At 55.1% G+C, this 25,361-nt stretch carries 24 protein-coding genes and 1 pseudogene; 5 read left to right on the forward strand and 20 right to left on the reverse strand.

Annotated elements, in window-relative coordinates; genetic code table 11:
• Nucleotides 1-625 precede the first annotated feature (625 nt).
• The 4 genes from ATW55_RS14070 to ATW55_RS14085 are packed head-to-tail and all read right to left on the reverse strand — an operon-like array spanning nucleotide 626 to nucleotide 3,236.
• Complete coding sequence (locus ATW55_RS14070; RefSeq protein ID WP_067719274.1) at nucleotides 626-1,024, reverse strand: alpha/beta hydrolase fold domain-containing protein; 399 nt, start codon at nucleotides 1,022-1,024, stop codon at nucleotides 626-628.
• Complete coding sequence (locus ATW55_RS14075; RefSeq protein WP_067719278.1) at nucleotides 1,002-1,568, reverse strand: alpha/beta hydrolase; 567 nt, start codon at nucleotides 1,566-1,568, stop codon at nucleotides 1,002-1,004. The genes ATW55_RS14070 and ATW55_RS14075 overlap by 23 nt, the downstream gene beginning before the upstream one ends.
• A gap of 16 nt (nucleotides 1,569-1,584) precedes the next feature.
• The gene (locus tag ATW55_RS14080; RefSeq protein WP_067719282.1) at nucleotides 1,585-2,745 is read right to left on the reverse strand and encodes an aminotransferase class I/II-fold pyridoxal phosphate-dependent enzyme; all 1,161 of its coding nucleotides are present in this window, start codon (nucleotides 2,743-2,745) and stop codon (nucleotides 1,585-1,587) included.
• Nucleotides 2,742-3,236: an Lrp/AsnC family transcriptional regulator gene (locus ATW55_RS14085; RefSeq protein WP_067719285.1), complete on the reverse strand. Its 495-nt coding sequence runs from the start codon at nucleotides 3,234-3,236 to the stop codon at nucleotides 2,742-2,744. Before ATW55_RS14085 ends, ATW55_RS14080 begins: the two co-directional genes overlap by 4 nt.
• A gap of 206 nt (nucleotides 3,237-3,442) precedes the next feature.
• Here ATW55_RS14085 and ATW55_RS14090 point away from each other — a divergent pair, with 206 nt between their 5' ends.
• Nucleotides 3,443-3,733, forward strand: a complete 291-nt coding sequence (locus ATW55_RS14090; protein WP_067719288.1) for a hypothetical protein — start codon at nucleotides 3,443-3,445, stop codon at nucleotides 3,731-3,733.
• Between the two features lie 41 nt (nucleotides 3,734-3,774).
• On the opposite strand, the gene ATW55_RS14095 is transcribed toward ATW55_RS14090, so the two are convergent.
• Together ATW55_RS14095 and ATW55_RS14100 are read right to left on the reverse strand one after the other, a co-directional pair.
• Nucleotides 3,775-5,193 (reverse strand): alkaline phosphatase family protein, encoded by a 1,419-nt coding sequence (locus ATW55_RS14095; protein WP_067719291.1) that lies wholly within the window; start codon nucleotides 5,191-5,193, stop codon nucleotides 3,775-3,777.
• Between the two features lie 72 nt (nucleotides 5,194-5,265).
• A complete protein-coding gene (locus ATW55_RS14100) occupies nucleotides 5,266-6,855 on the reverse strand; it encodes a long-chain-fatty-acid--CoA ligase (RefSeq protein WP_067719294.1) in 1,590 nt (529 codons plus the stop codon).
• A 201-nt stretch (nucleotides 6,856-7,056) separates the two neighbouring features.
• Here ATW55_RS14100 and ATW55_RS14105 point away from each other — a divergent pair, with 201 nt between their 5' ends.
• Complete coding sequence (locus tag ATW55_RS14105; RefSeq protein WP_067719297.1) at nucleotides 7,057-7,788, forward strand: ABC transporter ATP-binding protein; 732 nt, start codon at nucleotides 7,057-7,059, stop codon at nucleotides 7,786-7,788.
• Entirely contained in the window at nucleotides 7,785-9,191 is a 1,407-nt protein-coding gene (locus ATW55_RS14110) for a hypothetical protein (protein WP_067719302.1), read from the forward strand. Before ATW55_RS14105 ends, ATW55_RS14110 begins: the two co-directional genes overlap by 4 nt.
• Nucleotides 9,192-9,220: 29 nt before the next feature.
• On the opposite strand, the gene ATW55_RS14115 is transcribed toward ATW55_RS14110, so the two are convergent.
• The 4 genes from ATW55_RS14115 to ATW55_RS14130 all read right to left on the reverse strand — a co-directional run bounded on the left by ATW55_RS14115 (nucleotide 9,221) and on the right by ATW55_RS14130 (nucleotide 12,845).
• Complete coding sequence (locus ATW55_RS14115) at nucleotides 9,221-9,490, reverse strand: hypothetical protein (RefSeq protein WP_067719306.1); 270 nt, start codon at nucleotides 9,488-9,490, stop codon at nucleotides 9,221-9,223.
• A 68-nt stretch (nucleotides 9,491-9,558) separates the two neighbouring features.
• Nucleotides 9,559-9,882, reverse strand: a complete 324-nt coding sequence (locus ATW55_RS14120) for a hypothetical protein (protein WP_067719310.1) — start codon at nucleotides 9,880-9,882, stop codon at nucleotides 9,559-9,561.
• Nucleotides 9,883-10,094: 212 nt separating this feature from the next.
• Nucleotides 10,095-11,606, reverse strand: coding sequence for a glycerol kinase GlpK (glpK, locus tag ATW55_RS14125; protein WP_423742971.1), 1,512 nt, complete (start codon nucleotides 11,604-11,606; stop codon nucleotides 10,095-10,097).
• Nucleotides 11,607-11,609: 3 nt separating this feature from the next.
• A complete protein-coding gene (locus ATW55_RS14130; RefSeq protein ID WP_235587148.1) occupies nucleotides 11,610-12,845 on the reverse strand; it encodes a glycosyltransferase family 39 protein in 1,236 nt (411 codons plus the stop codon).
• Nucleotides 12,846-13,139: 294 nt separating this feature from the next.
• On the opposite strand from ATW55_RS14130, the gene gnd reads away from it, so the two are divergent.
• Nucleotides 13,140-14,042 (forward strand): phosphogluconate dehydrogenase (NAD(+)-dependent, decarboxylating), encoded by a 903-nt coding sequence (gnd, locus tag ATW55_RS14135; RefSeq protein ID WP_067719317.1) that lies wholly within the window; start codon nucleotides 13,140-13,142, stop codon nucleotides 14,040-14,042.
• 67 nt (nucleotides 14,043-14,109) lie between these two features.
• On the opposite strand, the gene ATW55_RS14140 is transcribed toward gnd, so the two are convergent.
• From ATW55_RS14140 to ATW55_RS14165, 6 genes are all read right to left on the reverse strand, one after another.
• Nucleotides 14,110-14,754: a cyclase family protein gene (locus ATW55_RS14140; protein WP_067719323.1), complete on the reverse strand. Its 645-nt coding sequence runs from the start codon at nucleotides 14,752-14,754 to the stop codon at nucleotides 14,110-14,112.
• Nucleotides 14,751-16,319: a glucose-6-phosphate dehydrogenase gene (gene zwf, locus ATW55_RS14145; RefSeq protein WP_067719730.1), complete on the reverse strand. Its 1,569-nt coding sequence runs from the start codon at nucleotides 16,317-16,319 to the stop codon at nucleotides 14,751-14,753. The genes ATW55_RS14140 and zwf overlap by 4 nt, the downstream gene beginning before the upstream one ends.
• Nucleotides 16,320-16,453: 134 nt before the next feature.
• Nucleotides 16,454-17,623, reverse strand: a complete 1,170-nt coding sequence (bioF, locus tag ATW55_RS14150) for an 8-amino-7-oxononanoate synthase (RefSeq protein WP_067719328.1) — start codon at nucleotides 17,621-17,623, stop codon at nucleotides 16,454-16,456.
• A gap of 36 nt (nucleotides 17,624-17,659) precedes the next feature.
• Nucleotides 17,660-18,100, reverse strand: coding sequence for a hypothetical protein (locus tag ATW55_RS14155; RefSeq protein ID WP_067719332.1), 441 nt, complete (start codon nucleotides 18,098-18,100; stop codon nucleotides 17,660-17,662).
• A 19-nt stretch (nucleotides 18,101-18,119) separates the two neighbouring features.
• Entirely contained in the window at nucleotides 18,120-19,064 is a 945-nt protein-coding gene (locus ATW55_RS14160) for a hypothetical protein (protein ID WP_067719337.1), read from the reverse strand.
• A gap of 145 nt (nucleotides 19,065-19,209) precedes the next feature.
• Nucleotides 19,210-20,043, reverse strand: coding sequence for an aldo/keto reductase (locus tag ATW55_RS14165; RefSeq protein WP_067719344.1), 834 nt, complete (start codon nucleotides 20,041-20,043; stop codon nucleotides 19,210-19,212).
• A gap of 177 nt (nucleotides 20,044-20,220) precedes the next feature.
• Between ATW55_RS14165 and ATW55_RS14170 the strand changes: the two genes are divergently transcribed.
• A complete protein-coding gene (locus ATW55_RS14170; RefSeq protein WP_067719349.1) occupies nucleotides 20,221-21,666 on the forward strand; it encodes an NAD-dependent succinate-semialdehyde dehydrogenase in 1,446 nt (481 codons plus the stop codon).
• Nucleotides 21,667-21,735: 69 nt separating this feature from the next.
• Here ATW55_RS14170 and ATW55_RS14175 read toward each other — a convergent pair whose 3' ends face one another.
• The 4 genes and pseudogenes from ATW55_RS14175 to ATW55_RS17400 all read right to left on the reverse strand — a co-directional run.
• Nucleotides 21,736-22,740 carry an RluA family pseudouridine synthase gene (locus tag ATW55_RS14175; RefSeq protein WP_067719352.1) on the reverse strand — a complete coding sequence of 335 codons (1,005 nt, stop codon included), beginning with the start codon at nucleotides 22,738-22,740 and terminating at the stop codon, nucleotides 21,736-21,738.
• Complete coding sequence (locus ATW55_RS14180) at nucleotides 22,737-24,326, reverse strand: ABC-F family ATPase (RefSeq protein ID WP_336433228.1); 1,590 nt, start codon at nucleotides 24,324-24,326, stop codon at nucleotides 22,737-22,739. The genes ATW55_RS14175 and ATW55_RS14180 overlap by 4 nt, the downstream gene beginning before the upstream one ends.
• 70 nt (nucleotides 24,327-24,396) lie before the next feature.
• Nucleotides 24,397-24,963: a DMT family transporter gene (locus tag ATW55_RS14185; RefSeq protein ID WP_423742972.1), complete on the reverse strand. Its 567-nt coding sequence runs from the start codon at nucleotides 24,961-24,963 to the stop codon at nucleotides 24,397-24,399.
• A pseudogene (locus tag ATW55_RS17400) lies at nucleotides 24,964-25,321 on the reverse strand (DMT family transporter); the annotation flags it as partial.
• Nucleotides 25,322-25,361: the final 40 nt, after the last annotated feature.

Below are 25,361 nucleotides of genomic sequence, written 5' to 3' on the forward strand. Positions count from 1 at the left end.
GGCAAGTCTGAATATTTCTCACACATCGTAACATGAACAAACTCTCGCGACAACGAGTCTATCGTTTTTTAAATATCCAAAAGGCCATAAAACAAAAGGTCACAAAATAAGATTACAAGACGCTGAGATCATTGAGCCACGGCGTGCAGATCATACAACGTGATGAGTCCAAATCCCCATAATAAAATTCCAGTAATAACAAACGCTCTGATCCTGTTCGATCTCTTGACCCAAAAGTCTGCCACAGATCCATGAATCCGTCTGTCATGCGCCTTGTATGCTTCGATATATGTAAAAGTGATAAAAAAAGAAAACGCGATGTATAAAATTAGTGCAACACTGTATTTTAGAAATGTCATTTTACACACCCTTTGGAAACTCATTTGTTTCTACTGTCTAACCCAAGTGTTTAGTGTTCTTTTATAAAAGAGGAATCAAAAAAATCCGACACTCGTTTACAATTTTTTTTGAAATTCGGGCGTTATCAAAAGGGTACTGCTGAGATCTTCGCTTTAAGAGAATGCGAAGATCTCACATACAGAATCACAGTAGAACGAAGCGTCCCGTTGCGTGACAGCTTCGAGTGATCGAGCGACCCCCTCAGCGAGCCCCCGCCACTGTAGCGTTATTGCGCCGCGTGCAGTGCCTGGCGCAACGAATCCGCCGCCGCGTGCAGCGCTTCTTCCCGCTCAGGCAGTCCCCAGTCCGTGCTGAAATAGCCGTGAATCAGCCCCGATACGCACTGAAATGAAACTGCGACACCCGCCGCGCGCAGATGTTCTGCGTACGCCTCTCCCTCCGAACGCAAAGGATCGCACTCTGCCACGAGTACGAACGCAGGCGCGAGCCCCTCTGCCGACGCCTCGCGCGGACAAAGGTCGGGCAGCTTTCGCGCTGTGCCTTTTGGCGCGTACTGATCCCAAAACCAGATCAGCGCATCTCTGGTCAGATTGACATTGTCCGCGTATTTGCAATACGACGGCGAGTCAAATCGCTCCGGCTCAATCATCGGGTAGATCAGCATCTGATATCCAATCGAAAACTCCCCGCGATTGCGCCGCGCGAATGGCCGTCGCCGCCGCCAGGTTGCCACCCGCGCTATCCCCGCCGACCGCGATGCGCGCGGGATCGAATCCGAGCTTATGCCCGTTTTGCGCAACCCAGCGCGTCGCGTCGTACGCGTCATCAATCGCCGCCGGATACGGATGCTCCGGCGCAAGCCGATAATCCACAGACACCACTGCGATCTGCGCGTAATTGGCGAGCGCGCGACACGTGTCATCGACAGTCTCCACGCTGCCCACCACAAACCCGCCTCCGTGAAAATAGACGAGAACCGGAAGCCGTTCATCGCGATTTGGGCGGTACATGCGCAGGGTGAGCGGCCCGCCCTTTCCCGCGATGTAAATCTCGCGCACCTCATAAACCGGGCGAAGGTCCGTCTTCATCTGGCGCGCCACCTCTTCGCGCTGCGCGCGCGCCTCTAAGACATCTTGCTCATAGATCGGTTTTGCGCCGCTCGCCTTCATGGTCTCAAGCAACGCTTTCACAGCAGGTTTCAACGCCACGTATCACACAACCCCCTCACGAATTCAAAAATCGGTCCATCCGCTCAAACGCCCGCTCGAGTTGAGCGAGTGACGTCGCGTAGGAACAGCGGACAAATCCTTCGCCAGACGGCCCAAACACGGCGCCCGGCACGACTGCGACGCGCTCCGCCTTTAAAAGCCGTTCTGCGAACGCCTCGGAAGAAAGTCCAGACGCGCGAATGTCCGGAAACGCATAAAACGCGCCTTGCGGTTCGTGACAGGCAAGCCCGATCTCACGCAGGCGCTTGACGACAAAGCGCCTCCGCTGATCGTACTGCTCCACCATCGCTTGCCGCTCACGCTCGCCGTTTTTCAGTGCCTCAAGCGCCGCCATCTGCCCCATGATCGGCGCGCACAGCATCGTGTACTGATGTATCTTGACCATGGCCGCAAGCACGTCGCGCGGCGCCGTCGCGTAGCCAATGCGCCAGCCAGTCATCGCGTACGCCTTTGACATGCCGCTGATCACTATCGTGCGCTCTTTCATACCAGGCAGGCTTGCGACGCTTACATGGCGCACCCCGTAGGTAAGTTCCGCATAGATTTCGTCGCTGATGACCAACAGGTCGTGCGCAATCGCGACGCTTGCAATCTGCGCAAGTGCGGCGCGATCGAGGATGGCCCCCGTCGGGTTGTTCGGGGCGCACAGGATCAGCACCTTGCTGCGCGGTGTCAGTGCATCGCGCAAGGCAGCTTCCGTCAAGCGAAACTGATCCATCGCGCGTGTCGCAATCTTTTTCACCGTCGCCCCGGCAAGGATCGCACAAGGTTCATACGAAACATACGCCGGCTCCGGGATCAAAACCTCATCCCCCGGTTGAACCACGGCGCGCAGCGCGAGATCGATCGCCTCGCTCCCGCCAACTGTCACCAGTACTTCATCTTTTGGGTCATACGATAAATCAAACGTTTCTAGGTATTGCGCAATCGCATCGCGCAACGCGGGCAATCCCGCATTCGCCGTGTAGGTTGTGTACCCGCGTTCAAGCGCGTAAAAGCAAGCCTCGCGCACGTGCCACGGCGTGACAAAATCAGGTTCGCCGACGCCAAGCGAGATGACGTCGTCCATTTGGCTCGCCAAATCAAAAAAACGGCGAATTCCGGATGGCGCAAGTTGTTCGACAAGAGGCGAGAGCTTTCCTTCAAACGCGCTCACGGTGCGACAACCAAGCGTTTTTCGTCTTCGCGGTCGTCAAAGATGACCCCATCCGCCTTATACGTCTTCAGGAGAAAGTGCGTCGCCGTGCCTGTCACGTGCTCGATCGTCGCGAGGCGTTCTGAGACAAATGTCGCGACATCGCGCAGGTGGCTGCCCTCTACGACCACTTGCAGATCGTAGGCTCCCGACATCAGCGCCACCGACTTGACCTCCGAAAAGCGATAGATACGGCGCGCAATCGCGTCAAACCCCACCTCGCGCTGCGGGGTCACCCGCACATCGATCACAGCCGTGACGCCGTTTCCGTCCACCTTGTCCCAATTGACAATCGCCGAGTAGCCAAGAATCACGCGCGACTGCTCCGCTTCCGCAATCACCGCGCGCACCTCAGCGGGTTCTTCATCAAGCAGGGTTGCCAACATTTCATCAGTATAGTTCGCATTTTCATGAAGCATGTGCAACAGTTTTACCCGTTTCTCTGAATCCATCTCCACGCATCCATTTCTTTGTAAGATGTGCCACACCAAACGTACCGAGAAAGCGACGCTCTCGTCAAGTCAAACGCGGGAACGACGAAAGTCTATGTCGCAAAAGTGTTTGGCCGCTCGTTTTGCAGAGCGGCCAAAGAAATTGGGGGTGTAACGCTGCGCCATTGTGTAAAAGCTAGGTGCGTTCACAAAAAGGAGGAATAATCATGCCAGATCATCGGAGCAGCCTGCAAGCGCAAAGTCCGTTGGCGGATGCGCAAAACTCGGTCGAAAAGGCGGGGCGAGCTGTCAATCAGGCAAGTGCAAATCCGAGTCAAGAGACGTTCATGCAAGCTGAAAACGCGCTGTCTCATGCAACGCGCGCAGTCTCTCAGGCGGATGACGAGAATGGACAGGCGCTACAGCAGGTGGGGCAACAGCTGTCTGACGTGAATGCCAAACTCGAACACGCGAAACACGAAGACCCGTTTGATGAGCAGAACCATCTGCCAGACTAGCAAACACACAACGCGCGCCGTTCACACGCATCACGCGAGTGTCAACGGCGCGTCTCAAACCATGTAAAGACCTCCCGCGCGTGGTCACCAAGGCTTGTAAGCGCCGCGTGAAACAGTTCGTGCAGATCACGCTGTCCGCGATGCTCGCCGCGCGCCGTCACCGGTGTGCCGTAATAAGGATGGGGCATAAACCGCGGCGCGTCAGTGCGCGCTGTGGAGCGCGTAAGCACTTGCGCCAAATCGACCGCATGCCGGTCGCGTTCTGTCAGGTGGGAAAGGCCAAAGCGCTCTGTCGCCGTATGCAGAATCGCCGTATGGTCGGCGGGCACTTCTTTGCCTGAGGCGTCACGCGGGCGAAAGACGGTCCCTTGTTCGATGTAGGGAGAAACCAACACGGTACATACGCGGACACCCAGGCGGTCAAAGCGAAAATTGCACTGACCAAGCGGTTTGTGTGGATCTGGTGGAACAGCGGCAGGCGGCGGAACGTGGTCATAGCATCCCCCGTGTTCATCGTACGTCACAATCAGCAGTGTTCGCTCAAAGCACGGGCTCGCGCGAAGCGCCTCATACACGCGAAATAAAAGCCACTCTCCCGGGAGCATGGATGACGGTGGGTGTTGGTCGTTTGCGTCAGGTCCGAGAAACTGCGGCTCAAGATACGCGTAACTCGGAAGTGTGCCGCGCGCGCAGTCCTCATAGAACTGATCGAGCGGGGAAAAATGGGTCCAAGCGTAAGGGAACAGAGCAGGCAAGTGAATCATAAGCGTCAGTGGAAGGATGTCTTTGACGCTGTAGTAGACGCGCCACGAAAGATCTTCCCGTTTGGCTTCGGAAATGCGGTTAAAGAGCGTAGGCGACGCATTTTTCACCCACTCAGTGTACGGCTGGTTGTTCACGAGTCCACGCGATGTGCCAGCGTGAAGAAACGCGCGGTTTGCCCACGTTTGGCTTGGCACGGAGGAGAAATAGCGATCACACACAGCATAAGAGCGCGCGAGCCCGGATAATACCGGAAGCGACTCTGGCGTATAACACTGCATGATCTGCCGGAGTCCGTCGGCAAACGGCGCATCATCCGCACGTGCCAAACCTTTCTCTTGCAACACACGCGCAAAATCCTTCACAAACCCATTCATTTTTGCGTCGCGCTGCCCGTGAAAGACGGGATACGTTCCATAGATCTGTCGAGATACGTGTGTGAACGTCTCGCCTGGATCGACTTGAGGAATGTCAAGCGATGTGGCAGGCCTGACGTATACCGCGTGTGCAGCGCTCGACCCGAATCCTGGAAGCGGATTGCTAAGTGTCTTGTCAGCCACCCCGTCAAACGGCTGTCCGCGTGCAGGTCGCTCCCTCTCGTTCATTGCGTTCGGATCGTACAGGTACCCCGCCACATGATCAAATGAACGATTTTCGAGCATAAGCACTACGATGTGATCGAATCGATGCGTTTTCATGCTGCATCCTATGACGGATGAGGCGGAATGGTTTCTGCACGCTATGCGCGCCAATGCGTCGCGCAGATCTTTTTAGGTCTGGCGCAATCGATACTTTTGCAGCTTACCGGTCGAAGTCCGTGGGAGTGCATCGACAAACGCATACTCCTTTGGCGTTTTAAAGTGCGCCAACCGTTCGCGGCACCACACGTTTAATTCATCAGGTGAAACCGTCGCCCCCGGCTTCAGCACGACAAACGCTTTGGGCACTTCTCCCCACTTCTCGTGAGGCACTGCGACGACACCCGCCTCAAGAATGGCCGGATGTTGATAGAGCACACCCTCCACCTCAACGGAAGATACGTTTTCTCCGCCCGATATGATCACATCCTTTGCCCGATCGACAATTTGAATGTAGCCATTTGGATGCACCACCGCGAGATCCCCTGTGTAAAAATAGCCGCCGCGAATCACCTTCGCCGTTTCTTCCGGCCGTTTGTAATAGCCCTCCATGACGGTGTTTCCGCGCGCGGCAATCTCGCCAATCTCGCTGCCATCCCACGCCACGTCGACACCGTCACTGCGAAACACGCGCGTCTCTCCGCTAAACACCATCTCCACGCCCTGGCGCGCCTTGACATTCGCCGTCTCTTCTTCAGAAAGTTTCGCAAACGCGTCGATCCACTCACAATACGTGATCAGAGGTGTCGTCTCCGTCAAGCCATACACGTGTGTGATATCCATTTTCAACAGTCGCTCTGCCTGCTCAATCACCGCAGCAGGCGGCGGAGATCCGGCCGTCGCGAAACGGATCGTCTTTGTCAGCTTGCGCTCTGGCAGCGACGTCGCATTTAGCAGCATATTAATCACCGTCGGCGCGCCAAACGCGACGGTGATCCCCAGGTTTTCAAAGAGTGAGAGGATGTAGTCTGGATCGACGCGGCGCAGACAGACGTGCGTTGCCCCAACGGCTGTAAACACCCAGACACTGCCCCAGCCATTAACGTGAAACATAGGCAGCGTGTGGAGGTACACGTCGTCGTGATGGACTCGCATGTGAAAAAGCACGTCCGCCGCGTTGATGTAGTTGTTGCGATGCGTAAGCACGACACCTTTCGGGCGCGAGGTTGTCCCGCTTGTATAATTGATCGTAAGCGGCAGATCCTCATCCAGTTCACACGCAAACGGTGTCGCGTCTGCGTTTGCGAGGAGCAACTCATACGGTACCCACCCCAGGTACTCTGGCGCGCCGGATTGTGCGTCGCGCAGGCGTTGACCTGACTCATCCCCCACCACGATGTATGTTTGAATCTTTGGCAATCGATGCACAAGTGTTGTGATTATCGGAAGAAAGTCCGCGTCAAAGATGATCGCTTCTGCATCGCTGTGCTCAAGAATGTAAAAGATTTCTTCCGCGTTCAAACGGGTGTTGATTGGAACGAGCACACCACCCATCTGACCAATGCCATAGAAACATTCAAGCATCTCATGCGTGTTATAAAGAAGCGCCGCGACGTGCTGCCCGCCGTGTCCGCGCGCCCTAAGTGCCTGGCTGAGCCGCCACGTGCGCTCATCAAATTCCCGATACGTAAATGTGAGATCGCCATCGACCACTGCGATTTTTGTCGGGTAGAGTGAAACTGCGCGGCGTTTCCAGTCAAGGGGTGTCAAGGGGGTCTTCAACTTTGTTCCTCCTCATCATTCGCTAGTCTCATCCTAGATTGAAACACGGGATATGTAAACCCTTTCATATCAATATCTGTACCATAACATGCGGAGAACACGTCGTTAAACAATTAGAAATTTTGTAGTGAAAACTAGTCTCCTCACAGATTCTTGGCTATACTCTTATAAGGCAAATCGTGGAAGAGGTGAGCGCAGAGGATGACCGTCCTGCTTGCAGCCTACAACCTGCATCGGGCATTTGAAAAGACCGTCGCTGTTCATCATGTCGATCTCACTCTTTCAGAAGGGGAAATCGTCGCACTGCTCGGTCCAAACGGAGCCGGGAAAAGCACGACCATGCGAATGCTGACCGCACTGCTCGAACCGACCCGCGGCAGTGTGACCTATCTCTCGTATCGAATTCCCGAGCAGATCGTGGAGGCAAAGGGACAGTTTGGATATGTTGCGGACCAGCCGATGATCATGCCTTACTTGACCGGTTGGGAGTACATCCAGTTTGTGGCTGGACTCTACGGATGTTCAGCGGATGAAATCAAGAAGCGGGCGACGCCCCTGATCGAGCGTTTTGCGCTGACCGAGGTCATTCACAAAAAAGCCACAGGCTATTCCCACGGGATGCAGCAAAAGCTTGCGCTCATCGCTCAACTCGCGCACCGCCCGCGCGTTCTTTTGGCTGATGAACCGACGGTTGGATTGGATCCGGGCAGCGCCTCGGAAATGCAGGCGATCTTTCGCGAATACGCACAAGATGGCAACGCGATCCTGCTCTCCACCCACCTGCTCGACATGGCACAGCATCTGGCGACGCGAATTGTCATGATGACGCACGGTAGAATTGTCGCATCCGGGACCCCGGAGGAACTCACGCAAGGGGGAGCGCGGAGTTTGGAGTCTGTATTCTTTCAAAGAACGGGTGAGGTTTCGCTGTGACTGCCTATCTCATACGCTGGCAATGGATCATCCTCAAACGACAGTGGCTCGACTTTCGAACGGCGATAAACCTTGGCGTCAACATCCTGTTTCAAGTCGTATTGGTCGTGTCGGCTCTTGCCGACCCGCAAAGTTATGCCAGCACGATTCCTATGTTTGTGGCCTACTCATCGATCTTTATTTTAATTCAGACCATGAACGGATTCAGTCAGGCGACGGCTGTCTCAACGCTTGGATTGCTTGGCGCCGCGCCCATCGCTCACAGGCCCAAAATGGCGATGGTCCTGTTTAGCCTGGTTGTCACTGCAGCGATCAATTCAGGAATTCTTGCGTTAGGACTCGGTCTCTCGCTTTTTATTCACGGATACCATCTCGGCGCGTTTCTCGCGATGATCCTCATCTTTATCACTTCGCTGTGCCTGAATGCCGGAATCGGAGCAGGACTTTCCGCCTGGGCTAGCCAGTGGCTACCCACACGCTTAAAACACCAAACCGGTGTGATCATCAGCCCCTTTCTATTCCTTCTCATGGGCGCATACTCCGTAATGAGCCAACGCGACCCGCAATTGTTCACGCGTACAGGAAATTTTTTCATTTCCATCGCGGCTCATCCCAGCCAAGCATACCCACAAATCAATGCCCTCTTAACGGCGGCATTCGTCGGCGTCCTTTTTGCAGCCATTCCATTTGGCAGACGTTTCTCAGTACTCAGTCAACGTCCCGCCGATGTCCTTTCGACGGATGGGCGCACCTATCACTACCGACCTGTTCCCACCGGTCTGTTGCGCTTATTGTTCTGGCGCGAGTGGCTCATTTTGACACGCACGAAGGGGCTTTCCATGCTTTTTGGCGTCCTATTTTTATCCACATTTGCATTCTTTCCTGGAAAATTAAACAATGTGGCGTTTATCTTTCTCGGCATCCAGGCGGGGGCACTCTTACACAGCGGCACTGACCTCAAGTCTCTGCCACTCATTTATTTGGCGCCGATTCGCCTCGATCGCTTTTGGTTGCGGAGATTGCTCCTTTTACTTCCACAATCTATCATTCAGGCCGGAATATTTGTTGCGATCCTCTATCTCGCGCACCATGAAACGCTATCGTTGACCACCGTTCTCGATGATATGATGTTGGACATCCTTGGCGTGATAGGCGCATCCTTTTTCTCGTTTTTTATCTATCGTCATCAACAACCAGCGAAAAACCACAAGTTGCGCTTAACAGGGAGAGTATTGACAGGAACCCTTCTGTACAGCATCATTCCGTTCGGAGTGGCATTTCTAAACGCCCGTCTTCCTCTTTTAGGTTTCTCCTTTGACGCCATTCTCTGCCTTGCCCTCTTGTATTTCGGTCCCATCTATCTGAGGACAAACAAGTCCATTCAATACCCGCTTGGCGCGTGATGGGTCCGTGACCCGTCACGCGCCGCACATCAGGAAATGGCGTGCGGCGCCAACGCGAAAAACGAGGCGATCAACAGCAGGCAAGCGACGAGCGCAATCGCTGAGAACGTGATGCCAAGGATCGCAAATTTACGCTGACCGCGCCTGCGTGACATCAGGCCAAGCGCAAGTCCGGCGATAGAAAACGGCAAACTGACAGGAAAAAAGAGCGTTAATAAAAGGATTGAAAAGATGCCAAACGAAAACGACAGATAACTGTGAACATCGCGATCACGACGTACCTTTTGATCAGGTTCCATCGCCTCTTCACCTCACCCTTCATATCCTTCACAAGACAAGATCCGCCAACGGCGGATCATCGTCTTCCTCAGCCACAACCGCCCTGTTTAAGGCCGGGACGTGCAATTGGCGGTGGAACAATCGGTGCGCGCGGAGAGACGGATCCCTGCATAGGACGGTATCCCAGTACTGGCCGGTTGCCAGAGAACATGCCGGTCCCCGCAGGTGAGCCATACAAAGCGGGAGGCCGTGCCGTCATACCCAGTCGGGCTGCGCCTTGCGCGCGATTGGACGCACCGAGCCCAAAGAGCAGGAACAAAGGCAAAAAACAGGTCTTAGCCTCGACTTTATCTCCGTCAAGCCTAACACTTTGAACAACGTCTAGCCACTCACTTTGCATGAAGATCTCCATCCCCTTCCTTCTACAGGGTATGGCTCAACGTGAGGCGCGTATAGATGATTGTCGCGTACCGTTTGCTGTGTCACACGAAGCTGAAGATGTGCATCCTAAAAGGTCCCTAAGACCCCAAGCGCGCAAAACCAGTAATGACACACTCACAAAGTCACGCCTACAAAACAATGTCCACAAAACATTGAAACATCAATCCAAAAAACCACGGCCCATCAAGCGCGGTAGTCACTGCGCGTCCGCGCCACGGCCGACATCCATCCCTGCCACAGCGCTGCGCGCTGCGTGTTCTCCATGAGCGGACTGAACCTGCGCTCTGCGGCCCAGTGCCTTGCGATTTCTTCGCGGGAGTCCCAGTAACCGACCGCCAAACCCGCCAAGTACGCGGCGCCAAGCGCCGTAATCTCGCGAATGCGCGCACGCTCGACAGGCGCGCCAAGCAGATCCGCTTGAAACTGCATCAACAGGTTATTATCGGCCGCCCCCCCATCCACGCGCAGCGTAGACAGCGCAAGCCCTGCGTCCTGCTCCATCGCCTCAAGGACATCCCGCGTCTGATACGCGAGGGATTCAAGCGTCGCACGCACGATGTGCGCTTGTGTCGTTCCGCGCGTCAATCCGTAGATTGCCCCGCGCGCGTCCATATCCCAATGCGGTGCGCCAAGCCCGACAAACGCCGGAACGACGTACACTCCTTCCGAACTCTCAATCGACTTTGCGATCCGCTCCGAATCCGCACTCGTCTCAAGAATCTTGAGCCCGTCGCGCAACCATTGAATTGCCGCCCCCGCCATAAACACACTGCCTTCAAGCGCATACTCTACCCGCCCGCCGATCGACCATGCAACTGTCGTAAGCAACCCGTGCGCAGAGCGAATCCGCCGCTCGCCCGTGTTCATAAGCAAAAAACAGCCCGTTCCATAGGTGTTTTTGACCATGCCCGGCGCAAAGCACGCCTGTCCAAAAAGCGCCGCGTGCTGGTCTCCCGCCACCCCAGCGATTGGAACGACCGCGCCGCCCGCGATCGCCGCGTCAAGGTTTCCGTATCGCTCACTTGACGAGCGAATCTCCGGCATCATGCAAGAAGGGATCGCCAGGAGCGAAAGCAGGTCATCGTCCCACGAACCAGACTCAAGGTTATATAGCATCGTGCGCGACGCGTTGGTGTGATCCGTCGCGTGAAGTTTTCCGCCAGTCAAATGATAGATAAGCCACGTGTCCATCGTGCCAAACAGGATTTCCCCGCGCTCCGCCCGTTTTTGTCCATCAGGTATGGCATCGAGCAACCAGCGAATCTTGGTCGCCGAAAAATACGCGTCGACAACAAGCCCTGTTTTGTCACGCACCATCGCCTCTTTGCCGGCCGCTCGCAGTTGCTCGCAGATTTCAGACGTCTGCCTGCTCTGCCAGACAATCGCGCGATGAAGCGGTCGACCAGTCGCACGCTCAAACAAGACGGTGGTCTCCCGTTGATTTGTGATTCCTACACCCGCCAAATCTGAATACGCGACGCCCGCCGACGTGAGCGCCTCTCTCATCACGGCGAGCACACCATCCCAGATCTCTTCGGCGTCATGTTCCACCCAGCCCGGTTTTGGAAAGTACTGCGCAAACTCTTTTTTGGCCATCCCGCGAATCGTTCCACGCCGGTCGAAGATCATGGCCCTGGTGCTCGTCGTACCTTGATCAATGGCGAGAATAAAAGATTCACACTGATCGCTCATCATCCGTTAACCCCCTTTTAATTCCGTATTCTTGCGATGCTTTATTCGGCGAAACAGCTCGCCAATACCCATCCATCCCGAACCTGCAAAAAGGGCGAACATCGGCATCATCGGATAGCGAAAGCGACTCCACGCGGGAAACGCGAGAAAAATGACCGTGTCATAAAAGAGATAGAGAAGCACGATCTGTATGGCGAATTTCGCGGTGGCAGAGAGGTTTCGCCTTACGAAAAATCCGATCAGAACGAATATCATAAAACCGTAATAGGCATACGTGTCAAAGCGCCGCCAGTTCTCAATCACAGAGAGAGGAACATGCGGAAGATGCGCCAAGAGGGTGTAATGCACAGCGTTTTGATCCGACGCATACAAGTTCCTGATCTTATAAAGTCCATTCTCAAAAAAATTGAGTGGATGGTGAAACAGGTAGTGAAAGAACGCGTTCATGCCAATCGCATTCTCCCTGATCTCATTTCCGTGCGCTGCGAGCAGCGGGTTTTGTGCAGGATTCCAGAGCCAATAAAATCCTCTGTTCGCGTAGATTCCCTGCCAAAGATTCACCCCGCCGTTTGTCGAAATGAGGATGAAATGATGCATCGCGATCCAGTTGCGCAAGCTGACTGGCAGGATCGCAAAGGCCATCCCCGCCAGCACATAAACGAGCACGCGCGAATAAAACCGCCACTGCGCACGCCGCCAGATCACGGCGATTCCCCACGCCATAAAAGGGAAAAGAAGCGGGATCGGGCGCACGTCGCAGGCCATGCCAAGCACCACACCCGCACTCCCATAAGTGACCCATGGTCTGCGCATGGCACCCGGCGGGATCGTAAAGATCGCAAGGAAGATCATCAAGAGAATGGTGAACAATTCTTCCGAGCCAAGCACTGCATTCCACTCGATTTGGCTTGGCAATGCGGTATAAAAAGCGGCAGCGGCGAGCGCGACGCCCTTGCGCGCAAAAATGCGGAACGTCAGCAAATAGGTGAGCGCGACAATCCCGACGCTCAAAAGCGCATTGGTTACAAGCCCCACCCAAACGGTTTGTGGAAACACGCGATAGATCAAAGACAAAAAGAACGGGTAACCAATCGGCCAGTATGCCGTATAGCCGCCCGTCGCACGGCGATACCCAAGCCCTTTTGCAAGATCGACGGCGTGATAAAAATACCAGGCAAAGTCCTCCGACTGCGGCGGGTGCATCCAAGCCAAAAAGCCGAAGCGCAAAACCAGATTGATCAAAAGAAGCCACAAGAAACCGCTGTGATTCGCAATACGTAGATTACGCAAGAATTGTAAAACGGAATTTCCCTCACTTCAGTCTACAAATTGAATCAAACCATAGAATCTGCAAATCAAACACTGCCACAACCCAAGTATCCACATTTTGCGTCCGTCTTTCAATTCGCGTTTTGCAGAAATACCACTGCGCATCAACCATCTGTTCTGAAATCGCTTTGGATGCGCGATCCAAGTGCGCTACAATAGCGTCATCGTACAGATGGACAGACTGGCATGAAACAGGGGGATACTCACGTGATCATTGGACTGATAGGACTTGGAAAAATGGGGTTTGCGCTTGGCGAGCAAATGTTGGAAAAGGGGCACACCGTTCTCGCAACGGATGTGAGCGAGGCGTCACGCGCCAGTTTTGAAAAGGTGGGCGGCAAAACGGTGCGCACTTCAGCCGAACTGGTATCTTCGCTTCAGGCCCCGCGGGTCGTATGGTTGATGGTTCCCCAGGGCAAGATCGTGGATCAGGTCTTGTCGGAAATTCTCCCTCGGCTCGATGCGGGCGACATTGTCATCGAGGCGGGAAACTCACAGTACAAAGACAGCATGCGCCGCGCAAAAGAGGCCAGCGACCGCGGGATCGCCTATCTTGATGTCGGCACATCCGGCGGCGTGGAGGGTGCCCGCCACGGTGCGTGTTACATGATCGGCGGAGAAAAAGAAGCATTCCTGCGCGTGGAAGAGCTCTTTTCAAGTACTGCCGTGAAGGGCGGCTATGCCTATGTCGGTCCATCCGGCAGCGGACACTACGCAAAAATGGTGCACAACGGCATCGAATACGGCATGATGGCCGCGATCGGCGAAGGTTTTGAGATCTTGCAAAAGAGCCCCTTTCCCTATGAATTAGGAGATGTCGCAAACGTGTTTACAAACGGCTCGGTCATCCGTGGGTGGCTGATGGACCTGACGGCGCGCGCCCTCGAAAAAGATCCAAACCTCACCTCCATTCGCGGTGTCATGCACTCATCCGGTGAAGGCAAGTGGACACTCGAAGAGGCGCTTGACCTTCAGGTGGCATCACCCGTGATCGCGCTGTCCCTGATGATGCGCTATCGCTCGCAAGAGACCGATACCTTTACAGGCAAAGTGGTCGCGGCGCTGCGCAATGAGTTTGGCGGCCACGCCGTTGAAAAAGCGGGTGAATAATATCGCGCAAAAAGCCCCACGCAGACGCAAATTCGCGTCCATGTGGGGCCTTCTCTACAAGAGCCGGTTACGCACCCGCGTCTGCAGGCGCAGACAAGTCAAACAGAAGCACACGTGCCGGCGCCGCATCGACGCCTTTTAAGCGAAGCGGCGCGCATACCATCAAGTAGTGGGCAGGCGGCACGGCGCCCAAACGCAACCCTTCAAGAATCACGACATTCGCTGAAAAAAGCGCCTTGTGCGTCGGATGTCCCTCTTGGCTTCTTTCAATGCCCAACGCGTCAATGCCGACACCCGCGATGCCAATTTCCGCGAGGTACTTCGCACCGCTTTCGTTTAGAAAGACAAACCCCGGATCAAACCCTTCACGCGCCGAATTGCGCGTCTGAAAAAGCAGGAATTCGCCCGCCTGTATCGCAAACGGCTCAAGGTCTTCACGCGCAATCGCGTCTTCTACATGCGTGAGATTGAGCACACGGCACGTCGTCACAAGACGCTCCAACCCGATCGCCTCAATCGGCGCGCCGCCTTCAACCATATGCAGTGGCGCATCGACATGCGTACCTGTGTGCACGTCAAGGGAAACGCGCGTCTCTTGAAAGCCGTGCGTGGAAAAAGAAGCTGTCTGCGCAAAGTGCGGTCGCTTCTCATCCTTGTCCTTATAGACTGCCATCTCTGTGACGATGTCCATAGATACATCATAAAACCTCACGGTGTCACCTCCAGCGTGCGCGCCTGCTGGCGCAAGAGTTCATCTTCGACCGAAGATGTGTCTTTCCCATAAACAGGCCACCAGCGATAGCCATCCTTTTCAACCAGCGCGTTTGCAGAATCCGGCCCCCACGTTCCCGCCTCATACGTTTCAAGTGGCGCATCGCCCTCGCGAAACGCCTCGGCGATCGGATCGACAAACTTCCAGGCGAGTGACACCTCATCCCAGCGCGTAAAGAACGTCGAATCGCCGCGCATCGCGTCATACAACAAACGCTCATACGCCTCTGGTGCGTTGTCCGCATCCTGGCTGAACTCCATCGCAATCGGGACAACCGACCCTTCCGTTCCCGGCTTTTTCGCGTTGAGCTGCATGTACATGCCTTCCGCAGGATTGACACGAATCACGAGGAGGTTCGGGCCCAATTGACCGTCGCGATTAAAGTACAGATCGCGCGGCATATCACGGAATTGAATGACAATCTCTGTGGACTTGAGCGCCATTCGCTTTCCTGTGCGCAGATAAAAAGGCACGCCTGCCCAGCGAAAGTTATCGATAAAAAGACGCGCCGCGACAAATGTCTCCGTCTGCGACGCAGCATTTACGCCGTGTTCTTGACGATAGCCAGGCAGTCCCTGCCCTTTTTCGCCCTCCGCTCCCGCCGTGTACTGACCGCGCACCACATTCTCTTTCACATCATGTGGCCCATAGCGGCGCAGCGAGCGCAGCACTTTGACCTTTTCATCGCGGATCGCCTCCGTTTTCAGGCGGCTTGGCGGCTCCATCGCAATCATCATGACCATTTGCAGCATATGATTTTGCACCATATCCCGCAGCGCCCCTGCACCTTCGTAATACGAGGCGCGATCCTCCACGCCCACTGTTTCACTGGATGTGATCTGTACGTTTGCAATCGACCGATTGTTCCAGAGCGGCTCAAACATCGAGTTTGCAAAACGGATGACCTCGATGTTTTGCACCATCTCCTTGCCGAGATAGTGATCGATCCGATAGATGTCCTCCTCTGCAAACGCCTGGCGCAGCTGTTCATTGAGCGCCTGCGCCGTCTCAAAATCGCGACCAAACGGTTTCTCAATGATCAGCCGGCAAAATCCGGGCGACTGAGACAGTCCGCACGCCGCGATGGAGAGTGCGACATCCCCGAAAAACTCAGGGGCCATTGCCAAGTAAAACAGGCGATTCGGCGTGCGCCCGTCGCGCTCCAACTCCCGCACAAGCTCATGCAGCGCCGCGTAGTCATCTTTACGGTCGGCATGCACGGCTTGGTAGCGCAGGCGCTTGGCGAAATCCGGGAAATCCGTGAGATCCTGTTCGCTAAGCTTTCCATACGTTAGCAGCGCCTGTCTTACCTCGCTGACAAACGCCTCATCCGTAAGCGCGCGCCGCGCCGTACCGACGATGCTGAAACGCTCGGGAAGCATGTCCCGCATATGCATGTGATAGAGGGCAGGATAGAGTTTGCGCCGCGCGAGATCGCCCGTCGCGCCAAAGAGGACGAGTGTATGTTCTGGTGCCAAACCTTCGATCGTATGGATTTCATTCATCTCGTTTACCAAGAGAATCTCCCTTTGCTCTTATTCGCGATGTGAATCGCGAATCATTGGACTGCGCTTATGCCATCAGCGTAAAGATGAATCCCTCCATCATACAGCCGATAAATCCCATTGTAGACTTTTCTTTATCTCGACGCGAACGAGGCAAACGCATTCGCCACCGTCTCCACATCTTCACACGTATGATCAGCGGTTACCGTCAAACGAATGCGCGATGTGCCTACAGGGACGCTTGGTGGCCGGATCGCCGGTGCAAAAATACCCATTTGATCCAGATGTGCACTAAGCGCAAGCGCCGCACCAGTGTCCCCAATGTGAACGGGGATGATCGGCGTGATCCCTTGCGATGCCGCAAAACCACGCGCTTGTAGCGCCATTCGCAATTCGCGTGCACGGCTGTGCACACGCGCTCGGCGCTCCCCTTCATCTGTCGCAATCTGCAAGGCAGCGTGTGCACCCGCAATCACTAAAGGACTGAGCGCAGTCGAAAACATGAACGGTCGCGCCGCCTGTCGAAGCCATGCGATAAGTGTCTGTGCCCCCGCCACATAACCGCCCTCACTGCCCAAGGCCTTTGAGAGTGTCCCCACATGCAAATCAATCTCGTGCGCGGCCAGGCCAAAATGCGCGGCAGTCCCTTCACCGCGCGGACCGAGCACACCTGTCGCATGCGCGTCATCAACGATCAAAAGTGTGTCCCACGCACGCTTTAGGCGAACCAAATCGGCAAGCGGTGCGAGATTCCCATCCATGGAGAAAACACCGTCCGTAACAATGATGCGAAGACCAGAAACAGGCGTCGCCCGCAGCTTTTCCTCAAGATCATTCGCATCACCGTGTCTATAAATCACAACCCGCGCCCGACTCATGCGACACCCGTCAATCAGGCTCGCATGGTTTAGTTCATCCGAAAAGATGACATCCCCTTCGCGCACAAACGTCGTCATGACAGCCAGATTCGCCATGTAGCCTGTATTAAAGAGAAGCGCCGCCTCCGTGCCGCGATGTTTTGCGAGCGCAATTTCCAGTTCCTCGTGAAGCGCGCTGTGTCCTGTCGTCATACGCGAACCAGTCGAGCCAAGTCCATGCGTCTCAAGCGCCTCCTGCGCCGCCGCCCGGACGCGCGGATGTTGCGCCAGGCCCAAATAATTGTTAGACGCACAAAGCAGGACAACGCGACCATTGCGCAGTGCGGTGCGTCCATCCAACACGCGAAGCGCGCGCAACTCACGTGTGCGTCCCGCTTGCTCGATGGCGTCTAAAACAGTTACTGCACGCTCTGTCCAAGCGCTCATTCTTTCATAACCTCTCTTTAACAAAGCCATTCAAATTCACTTGGCGGTATAAAGCGCGCCAAAAAACACGGCAAGCACCGCGATATACGCAAAGGACATCCACATCGAATAGACGTTTGCCCCGTGAGAAACCAGGAACATCACGCCATTGTACCCAGCGAAAAGCAAGATCAATAGTCCCGCGGTGTACGCGCTGCGCCAGACCATGCCTTTCATAAAAAAAGCGCGCACGGTACCGGCACACGTGATCAAAACAAGCAAGACACCAGTGCCCGCGTGCGCCGCGAGAATGGGGGGACTGTGGGCGAGCGACCAGTTGAGCGTAGCCCACAGCCCGCTCCACGTGCGCGCAGGCGAGATCACAGCATACGGAATCGTCACGTAAAGATTGGCGATAATGCCAAAAACGTACTGCAGGGTCAGCAAAAAGAGCACGAACCACGTGATTTTATTCAATCCACCCGTTTTTCCGCGCATAAAATCCCGCCCTCTGTCATTACATACCGCTCATGCCACTCATGTTGCCCATGCCTGTCATGCCACCTGGCGATGCTTTTCCAGAAATCATCGCTTTCGTGATGAGCACGCCGCGAAACACGATCTTTTCTTTCCCGATCTGCACGTTCACCGTATAGCGTCCCGGTTTGACTGCAACCGCGTTCCCGTAGTGATAGTCAGGGATTCCTGTCTTTGAACTGTACATCGGCACGCTCTGTACGATCGTCTTTACGCCCGTCTTCTCTGAGATCAGTTCAATCTTTGGCATTAACCCAAGCTCAACCGCACCCGTCTGTCGCGAGAACACGTGAAGTTCGAGGTGCATGTTCACTTTCTGCCCGTGATCGGTCATCGCCATGGCAGGCATCATGTTGCCTGTCTGCACCATGACATCTCCCGTCAAACCGTGCTTTGCCTGCGCTGCCGTGATCATCGAACTGAGCGGGCCGATCTGTAGGCTGACAATCGACGTGGCTGTCTCTTTCTGCTGCTCCGCCGTTCCTTTTGCAATCGGACCGAGATCTGCCATCGCAATCATCTTTTCCCGCCCGCCAACTTCCTCAAAAACCTTGAAGCACCAACCGGTCTCTGGAATAAAGGCAACCTTTGGAACCGTCGTTTCACTCACCCACTGTCCGTTTTCCCAGACGGGTTTGGCGAGGCGAAATCCCGGGATCGACGGTCCTGCTCCATATGTGCCAAAAGAAAGAGCGTCCAGCACGCGAGCGCCTTGCCCGACACCTGTCAGAGCCACACGCACACGCATGCCTCCGTGTGGCAAAATGGTCATTTGCGCCTGCCCAGACACCTTCATGTGGGCAGATGGCATGAGTGTCACCATTTTTTGTTTTAGACCAAGCGCTTGTTCGGCGGCGAACGACGGCAAAGCCAGTGGCGCGGTGAGCGCGAGAAGAAATGCAACGCGAGAGACCCAAGGTTTCATCTAGTATTCCCACTTTCTTCCGGAGACGAGAGTATGTAAAAAGTTGGCTTTAGTCTAGCACACCACGCCCACAGAAAAAAGGAAGAGTTTCCTCTTCCTTATATAAAACAGAAAATGAACCCAGGGCATATCCCTTGTGACAGAATCAAAAATTCACGTTGTATGGGTCATACTCAAAACTGCGCTTGTTCTCGTTTAGCGCGTCGATACGCGCGACCTCATCTGCCGTGAGCGAGAAGTCAAACAGATTCGCGTTCTCTGCGATCCGCTCTTTGCGAACGGATTTGGGAATCGTGACAACCCCTTTTTCAAGATCCCAACGCAGCACGATCTGCGCAGGCGTCTTGCCGTACTTCTCACTTAATTCGACGATGACAGGTTTCGCGAGCAGTTCTCCACCGCGCATCAGTGGTGACCACGCTTCCATCTGAATGCCCTCTTTTTTGCAGAAATCATAAATTGGCTGTTCCGTCAGCAGTGGATGAAACTCGACCTGATTGACCATCGGCTTGATCGTTCCATTTTTTATCACATCTTCCAAGTGCTCGACCTGAAAGTTGCTGACGCCAATCGCGCGCACGCGCCCGTCGCTATACAGCTTTTCAAGCGCCCGCCACGTGTCGTTGTATTTTCCCGCAATCGCCCAGTGAATCAAGTAGAGATCGAGGTACTCAAGCCCCAGTTTTTCCATGCTCTCATCAAACGCTGCGAGCGTGGAGTCATAGCCTTGACGCGCGTTCCAAACCTTTGTCGTGATAAAGAGATCTTCGCGTTTCACGCCACTGTCCTTGATCGCCGTCCCGACACCAACCTCATTGCCATAGATCGCCGCCGTGTCAATGCTGCGATAGCCAAGCTCAATCGCCGAGCGCACGGCCTGCTCGACTTCCTGGCCATCCTTCGCCTGCCAAACGCCAAGCCCCACCCACGGCATTTTGACCCCATTATGGAGTGTTGTGCAATCTGCGAGACTCTTCAATGAAATTCCCCCTCTAGTGATTTCCAGATGAATCTGGACCATAACGCATAGCCTACACAAATTGACGCTTATTGTACACTAAGAAAAGAACCGTGCGCCGCCACAATCATTTAACATGCACTGCCAAACGTCGCGCACTTTGCGGAATAAAGGCTACCATTCAAGGAGGGATTTACGATGCAACTCGGCGAGTACAAAAACTACATCGCCGGCGTCTTTACAGCCGGCGAAGCAACAGAGACATTCGACGTGCTCAATCCCGCCACAGAGGAGGTGCTTGCAACGGTCTCAAATGCAACGCCTGGAGATGTCGTGCGTGCCGTCACGGCGGCAACCGATTCGCAGCCTGCGTTTGCCGACCTGCCCGCACACGAGCGCGCGGCCTTTTTGCGCGACGCGGCATCGCGCATGCGCGAAGAATCCGAGCACCTCGCGCGCATCATGACGCTCGAAGAGGGCAAACCGCTCGCCGAGGCACGCGGCGAAGTGCTCTATGCCGCATCGTTTCTCGACTGGTTTGCCGAAGAGGGAAAACGCGTGTACGGCGATTTGATACCTTCAAACAGCACGGACAAACGCATCCTTGTCTTAAAACGTCCTGTCGGCGTGACCGCCGCCATCACGCCGTGGAATTTCCCCGCCGCGATGATCACGCGCAAACTGGCGCCAGCGCTTGCCGTCGGATGTGCGATGATCATCAAACCGTCTGAACTCACACCGCTTTCAGCACTTGAAATCGCCCGCATCTTTGACGAAGTCGGTCTCCCGAAAGGTGTACTCTCCGTGCTTGCAAGCAGCGATCCGGTACCCATCGTAAAACCCCTGATGGACGATCCGCGCGTGCGAAAAATCTCGTTTACCGGATCGACGGAGGTCGGAAAAATTCTGATGCGCCAAGCGGCGGACACCGTGAAACGCCTCTCTCTTGAACTCGGCGGACACGCGCCGCTGATCGTGTTTGAAGACGCGGACCTTGAAACGGCCGTCGCACAAACGCTCGCCTGCAAAATGCGCGGGATGGGAGAAACCTGCGTTTCAGCCAACCGCATCTACGTCCACCGCAGCATCTACGACGCATTCGCGGAGCGTTTCACATCACTCATGCAAACGATGAAAACGGGTGACGGCCTGGAGCCAGGCGTATCCGTCGGTCCACTTGTAGAGTCAGCCGCGCTTGAAAAAGTGGAGCGGCACGTGCAAGATGCACTCGACAAAGGCGCACAACTGCTGCTCGGCGGAACACGCGTTGGCGCGCGCGGCCATTTCTATTCGCCGACGGTCTTAAAAGGTGTCGACCACTCGATGCTCATCACAAAAGAAGAGACATTCGGACCAGTTGCCGCCATTTTGCCGTTTGACACAGAAGATGAAGTGTTAAAGGCGGCCAACGATTCGCCATTTGGACTCGCATCCTATCTTTTCACGCGCGACATCGGGCGTATTTTTCGAATGGCAGAACGCCTCGAATACGGGATCATCGGGATCAACGACGGGGTGCCTTCCACCGCACAGGCGCCTTTTGGCGGTGTGAAGGCGTCGGGGCTTGGGCGCGAAGGCAGCAAATACGGCATTGAGGAGTATCTCGACATCAAGTACGTGTCGCTCGGTGGGATGAACGCGTAAGCAAAAACGTATCCCGGACAGCGTTGCGTGTCCGGGATACGTTTTATTCGATGGGATTGAGTAGAGATGCTACTTTTTTTCTGGGAAAAGTTTTTGAAAGCCATACGGCAGATCCGTCTCAAAGCGCAAAACGTCATTGCGCACAGGATGCTTAAACTCAAGCGTCAGCGCGTGAAGCCCAAGGCGCCCAAGCGGGTTGTGCTTTGACCCGTAGCGGCGGTCGCCGACAACACTGTGGCCAATATGCTCCATCTGCACGCGAATCTGGTTTTTCTTTCCCGTCTCAAGCTCCACGTATAAAAGTGAGTACGCGCGCGTGGAGCGCACGACGCGGTAAGAGAGCGTCGCCTTTTCCGCGCCTTCTACCGCGCCTGTCACGTACATCTTCTGGTTCTGATTCTCTTTAAGCCACGCCGTGAGCGTCCCTTCAAGCGGTGTGACACGCCCTTCGACAACCGCCGCATAGGAGCGCGACAGCACGTAGTCGCGCCAGTGATCCTGAAGCGCCCTTTTCACGCGCTCCGTTTTCGCAAACATCATAAGCCCTGACGTATCGCGATCGAGGCGGTGCACCACGAAAATGCGCGGGTCGCGTTCACGCAAAGCCACCTCGCGCGGTGTGCGGCGGTCAACCCGAACTGTGTTCGCAGCGGATCCTACCTCTTGGCGCGAGCGCGCGAGGTGGCTGCCTCCCCGCGGCGCAGACTGTGGCGCTTTCTCGCGCACATAGTCAGACAAAATGTGATACGCGGTGCGATCGCGCTCTTTTTCCGAGGCGATCGAGAGAAGCCCCGGCGGCTTGTCGATGACAAGCAAGTGGTCATCCTCGTAAACGATGCGGATACCGTGTAGATTGCGCACTGCCGACCCGCGCGCATCGGTGATCTGCACCTGTTGACCGCGCAAAAGCGGATGGTCATGGCGCGTCACGACGCGGCCGTCGACTGACACCTGCCGATGCGTCAGATAAGACTTGATCTTGTTGCGTCCCCTGCCGTCTTCCACCTCAAGCAAGAACTCAAGCAGAGGCATCGCACGCGTTACAGGGTGCGAGCGAACAGAGCCCCCACTCATACCGCCACCAGGTTGGGACGCTTTGCGAGATATTCGTCATACGATCCCACAAAGTCGATCAAGCCGTTTGGCGTTACCTCAATAATACGGTTCGCCACATCCGTCACAAGCTGACGCGCGTGCGAGACAAAGATAACGCAACCCGGAAACTCGACCAGCGATTTGGTAAGTGCGTCAATCGATTCGAGATCAAGGTGGTTTGTCGGTTCGTCAAGCAGCAGCACATTGCCTTGTTCGAGTAGCATCTTGCCAATCATCAGGCGCGCCGCCTCGCCGCCTGAGAGCACTTCGGTCGACTTGTGCACCTCGTCTTTTGAAAAGAGCATGCGGCCGAGAATGCTGCGTATCGTCTGCTGATCCGCTTCGTGGTCAAAGCTGCGCAACCACTCGTAGACCGTCGTGTCATGTGGAATGGTGTCACTGTGATCCTGCGTAAAGTAGCTCGGTTGGGCCGACTTGCCCCAAACGACCGCACCCTCATCCACTTCCACTTCCCCCATCATGCAGTTGAGCAATGTCGTCTTCCCCACACCGTTTGCCCCGATAATCGCAACCTTGTCGCCCTGGACAATGTCGAGATTGACATTTTTGAGAACCTGCAAGTCACCATACGCTTTACTGACGCCACTCATCGTGACGACTTGCTTGCCGAGTTGCTGTTTTGGCGTGAATTTGATATACGGAGAGACGCGTGAAGACGGGCGAATCTCCTGAATCTCAATCTTCTCGATCTGCTTCTGGCGGCTCGTCGCCTGTTTCGCCTTTGACTTGTTCGCCGAAAAGCGCGCGACAAACTCACGCAACTCCGCGATCTTTTCAAGGTTGCGCGCATTATCCGCCAACTGTTGCTCACGCGAGAGCGTGCTTGCCGCGACAAAATAGTCATAGTTACCCGAGAACATCGTGATCTGCTTGTAATCGACGTCCACCATGTGCGTACAGACCGTGTTCAAAAAGTGTCGATCGTGTGAGATGATGATCATCGTGCCTTTGTGATCCTGCAAAAATTCTTCCAGCCAGCGGATCGTGTCAATGTCAAGGTGGTTCGTCGGCTCGTCAAGCAGCAGAATATCCGGACGGCCAAAGAGCACCTGCGCGAGCAGCACGCGCAACTTCCAGCCGCCATTCATGCTCGACATGAGTTCCGTGTGCTTCTCGACGGGGATGCCGAGTCCTTCAAGTAACTCTGCGGCAAAATACTCGGCGGAGTAGCCGTCCATGTCCGCGTAAGAACTCTCAAGCTCGCCGACGCGCAAACCCTCTTCCTGCGTCATCTCCGGCAGTGCGTAGAGTCGCTCGCGCTCCTGCATGACCTCCCAGAGCTCTGGATAGCCCATGAGGACGGTGTCAAGCACGCGAACATCGTCAAACGCGTAGTGATCCTGACGCAGCACTCCGACACGCAATCCCGGCTCGATCGTCACGGTTCCTGTCGACGGCTCAAAATCACCCACCAAAATCTTCATGAACGTCGATTTCCCTGCGCCGTTTGCGCCGATCAGCCCATAGCGGTTGCCTTGATCAAATCCTAAGTTTACATTTTCAAACAAAATGCGGCTTCCAAAGGAAACCGACAAATTTTTCACACGAATCAATCCGTGACGCCCCTTCCCAATCCTGACTCCATTCTTTCATCATACCACGAATCACGTCATTTCACGCAGATCCTTCGAAACCTTCTTGAAGTGGGATCGGCGGGGCTTTTCGCAACGCCTGAGCATTTGCGACAAAAACGCCGGAGAGCACCAATAGCCCCCCCACCACCTGACTCGCGGTAATCGCGTCGCGCAAAATGAAGTGTCCGGCGATCAGCGCGATAAAAGGGGGGAGATTCATAAACATCGCAGCCGCCCCCGCGCCGATCACCGCGACGCCGCGGTTCCACCAAAACCCGGCGAGTCCCTGCGCGACGACGCCGGCAAGCGCGAGTAGCACCCACGGAAAAACACCTGTCGCAAGATGGCTTTGGTGAAGCATGCCCTCGACCCCGGCTGCGGGTGCCATGAGAGTCGTTCCTATCCACGTCGAGATGATCGTGACGGTATAGGTCGGCATGGTTTTGGTGAGCGAGCGGACAAACAGGATGCTGATGGAAAGCGTGAGCATCGCGCCAAGCAGGTAGAAATCCCCAACCGAAGCGCTGAGCCGGTTGCCGCCCATCCCGACGATGATCAAAACGCCAAGCAAGCCCAACGCCACACCGATGAGCTTTGGCGGCGTCATGCGCACGCCAAACAAGGCGCGCTCGAGGATGGCGGTTGCCACGGGCGCCAGCGCGATGATGAGTGACGCGTTTGCGGCGGTTGACTGCCGCAGCCCTGTGAAATAAAGCGTTTGGTTAAGCAGCGTGCCAAAAATCCCACTACCTAATAGAAGGTACATTTCCGGGCGCGTGGGAAAGCGTAGTCCGCCGCGCGCGAGTGTGAGCAAAAAAAAAGAAGAGCGAGGTCATTACGAGACGAGCAAACGAGAGGAAGATGGGAGAAAAGTCACCGAGCAAATAGGCGCTGATCACATAATTGCAACCCCATAAAAAGGAGACGGCGAATAGGCCCGCCAAAGCCGCTTTCTGTTCATTCACTGAGGCATATTCTCCTAAAATAAAAATGAGCCGCTAAAAA

The organism is Ferroacidibacillus organovorans, assembly GCF_001516615.1.
In the GTDB taxonomy this organism is placed as follows: domain Bacteria; phylum Bacillota; class Bacilli; order Alicyclobacillales; family SLC66; genus Ferroacidibacillus; species Ferroacidibacillus ferrooxidans_B.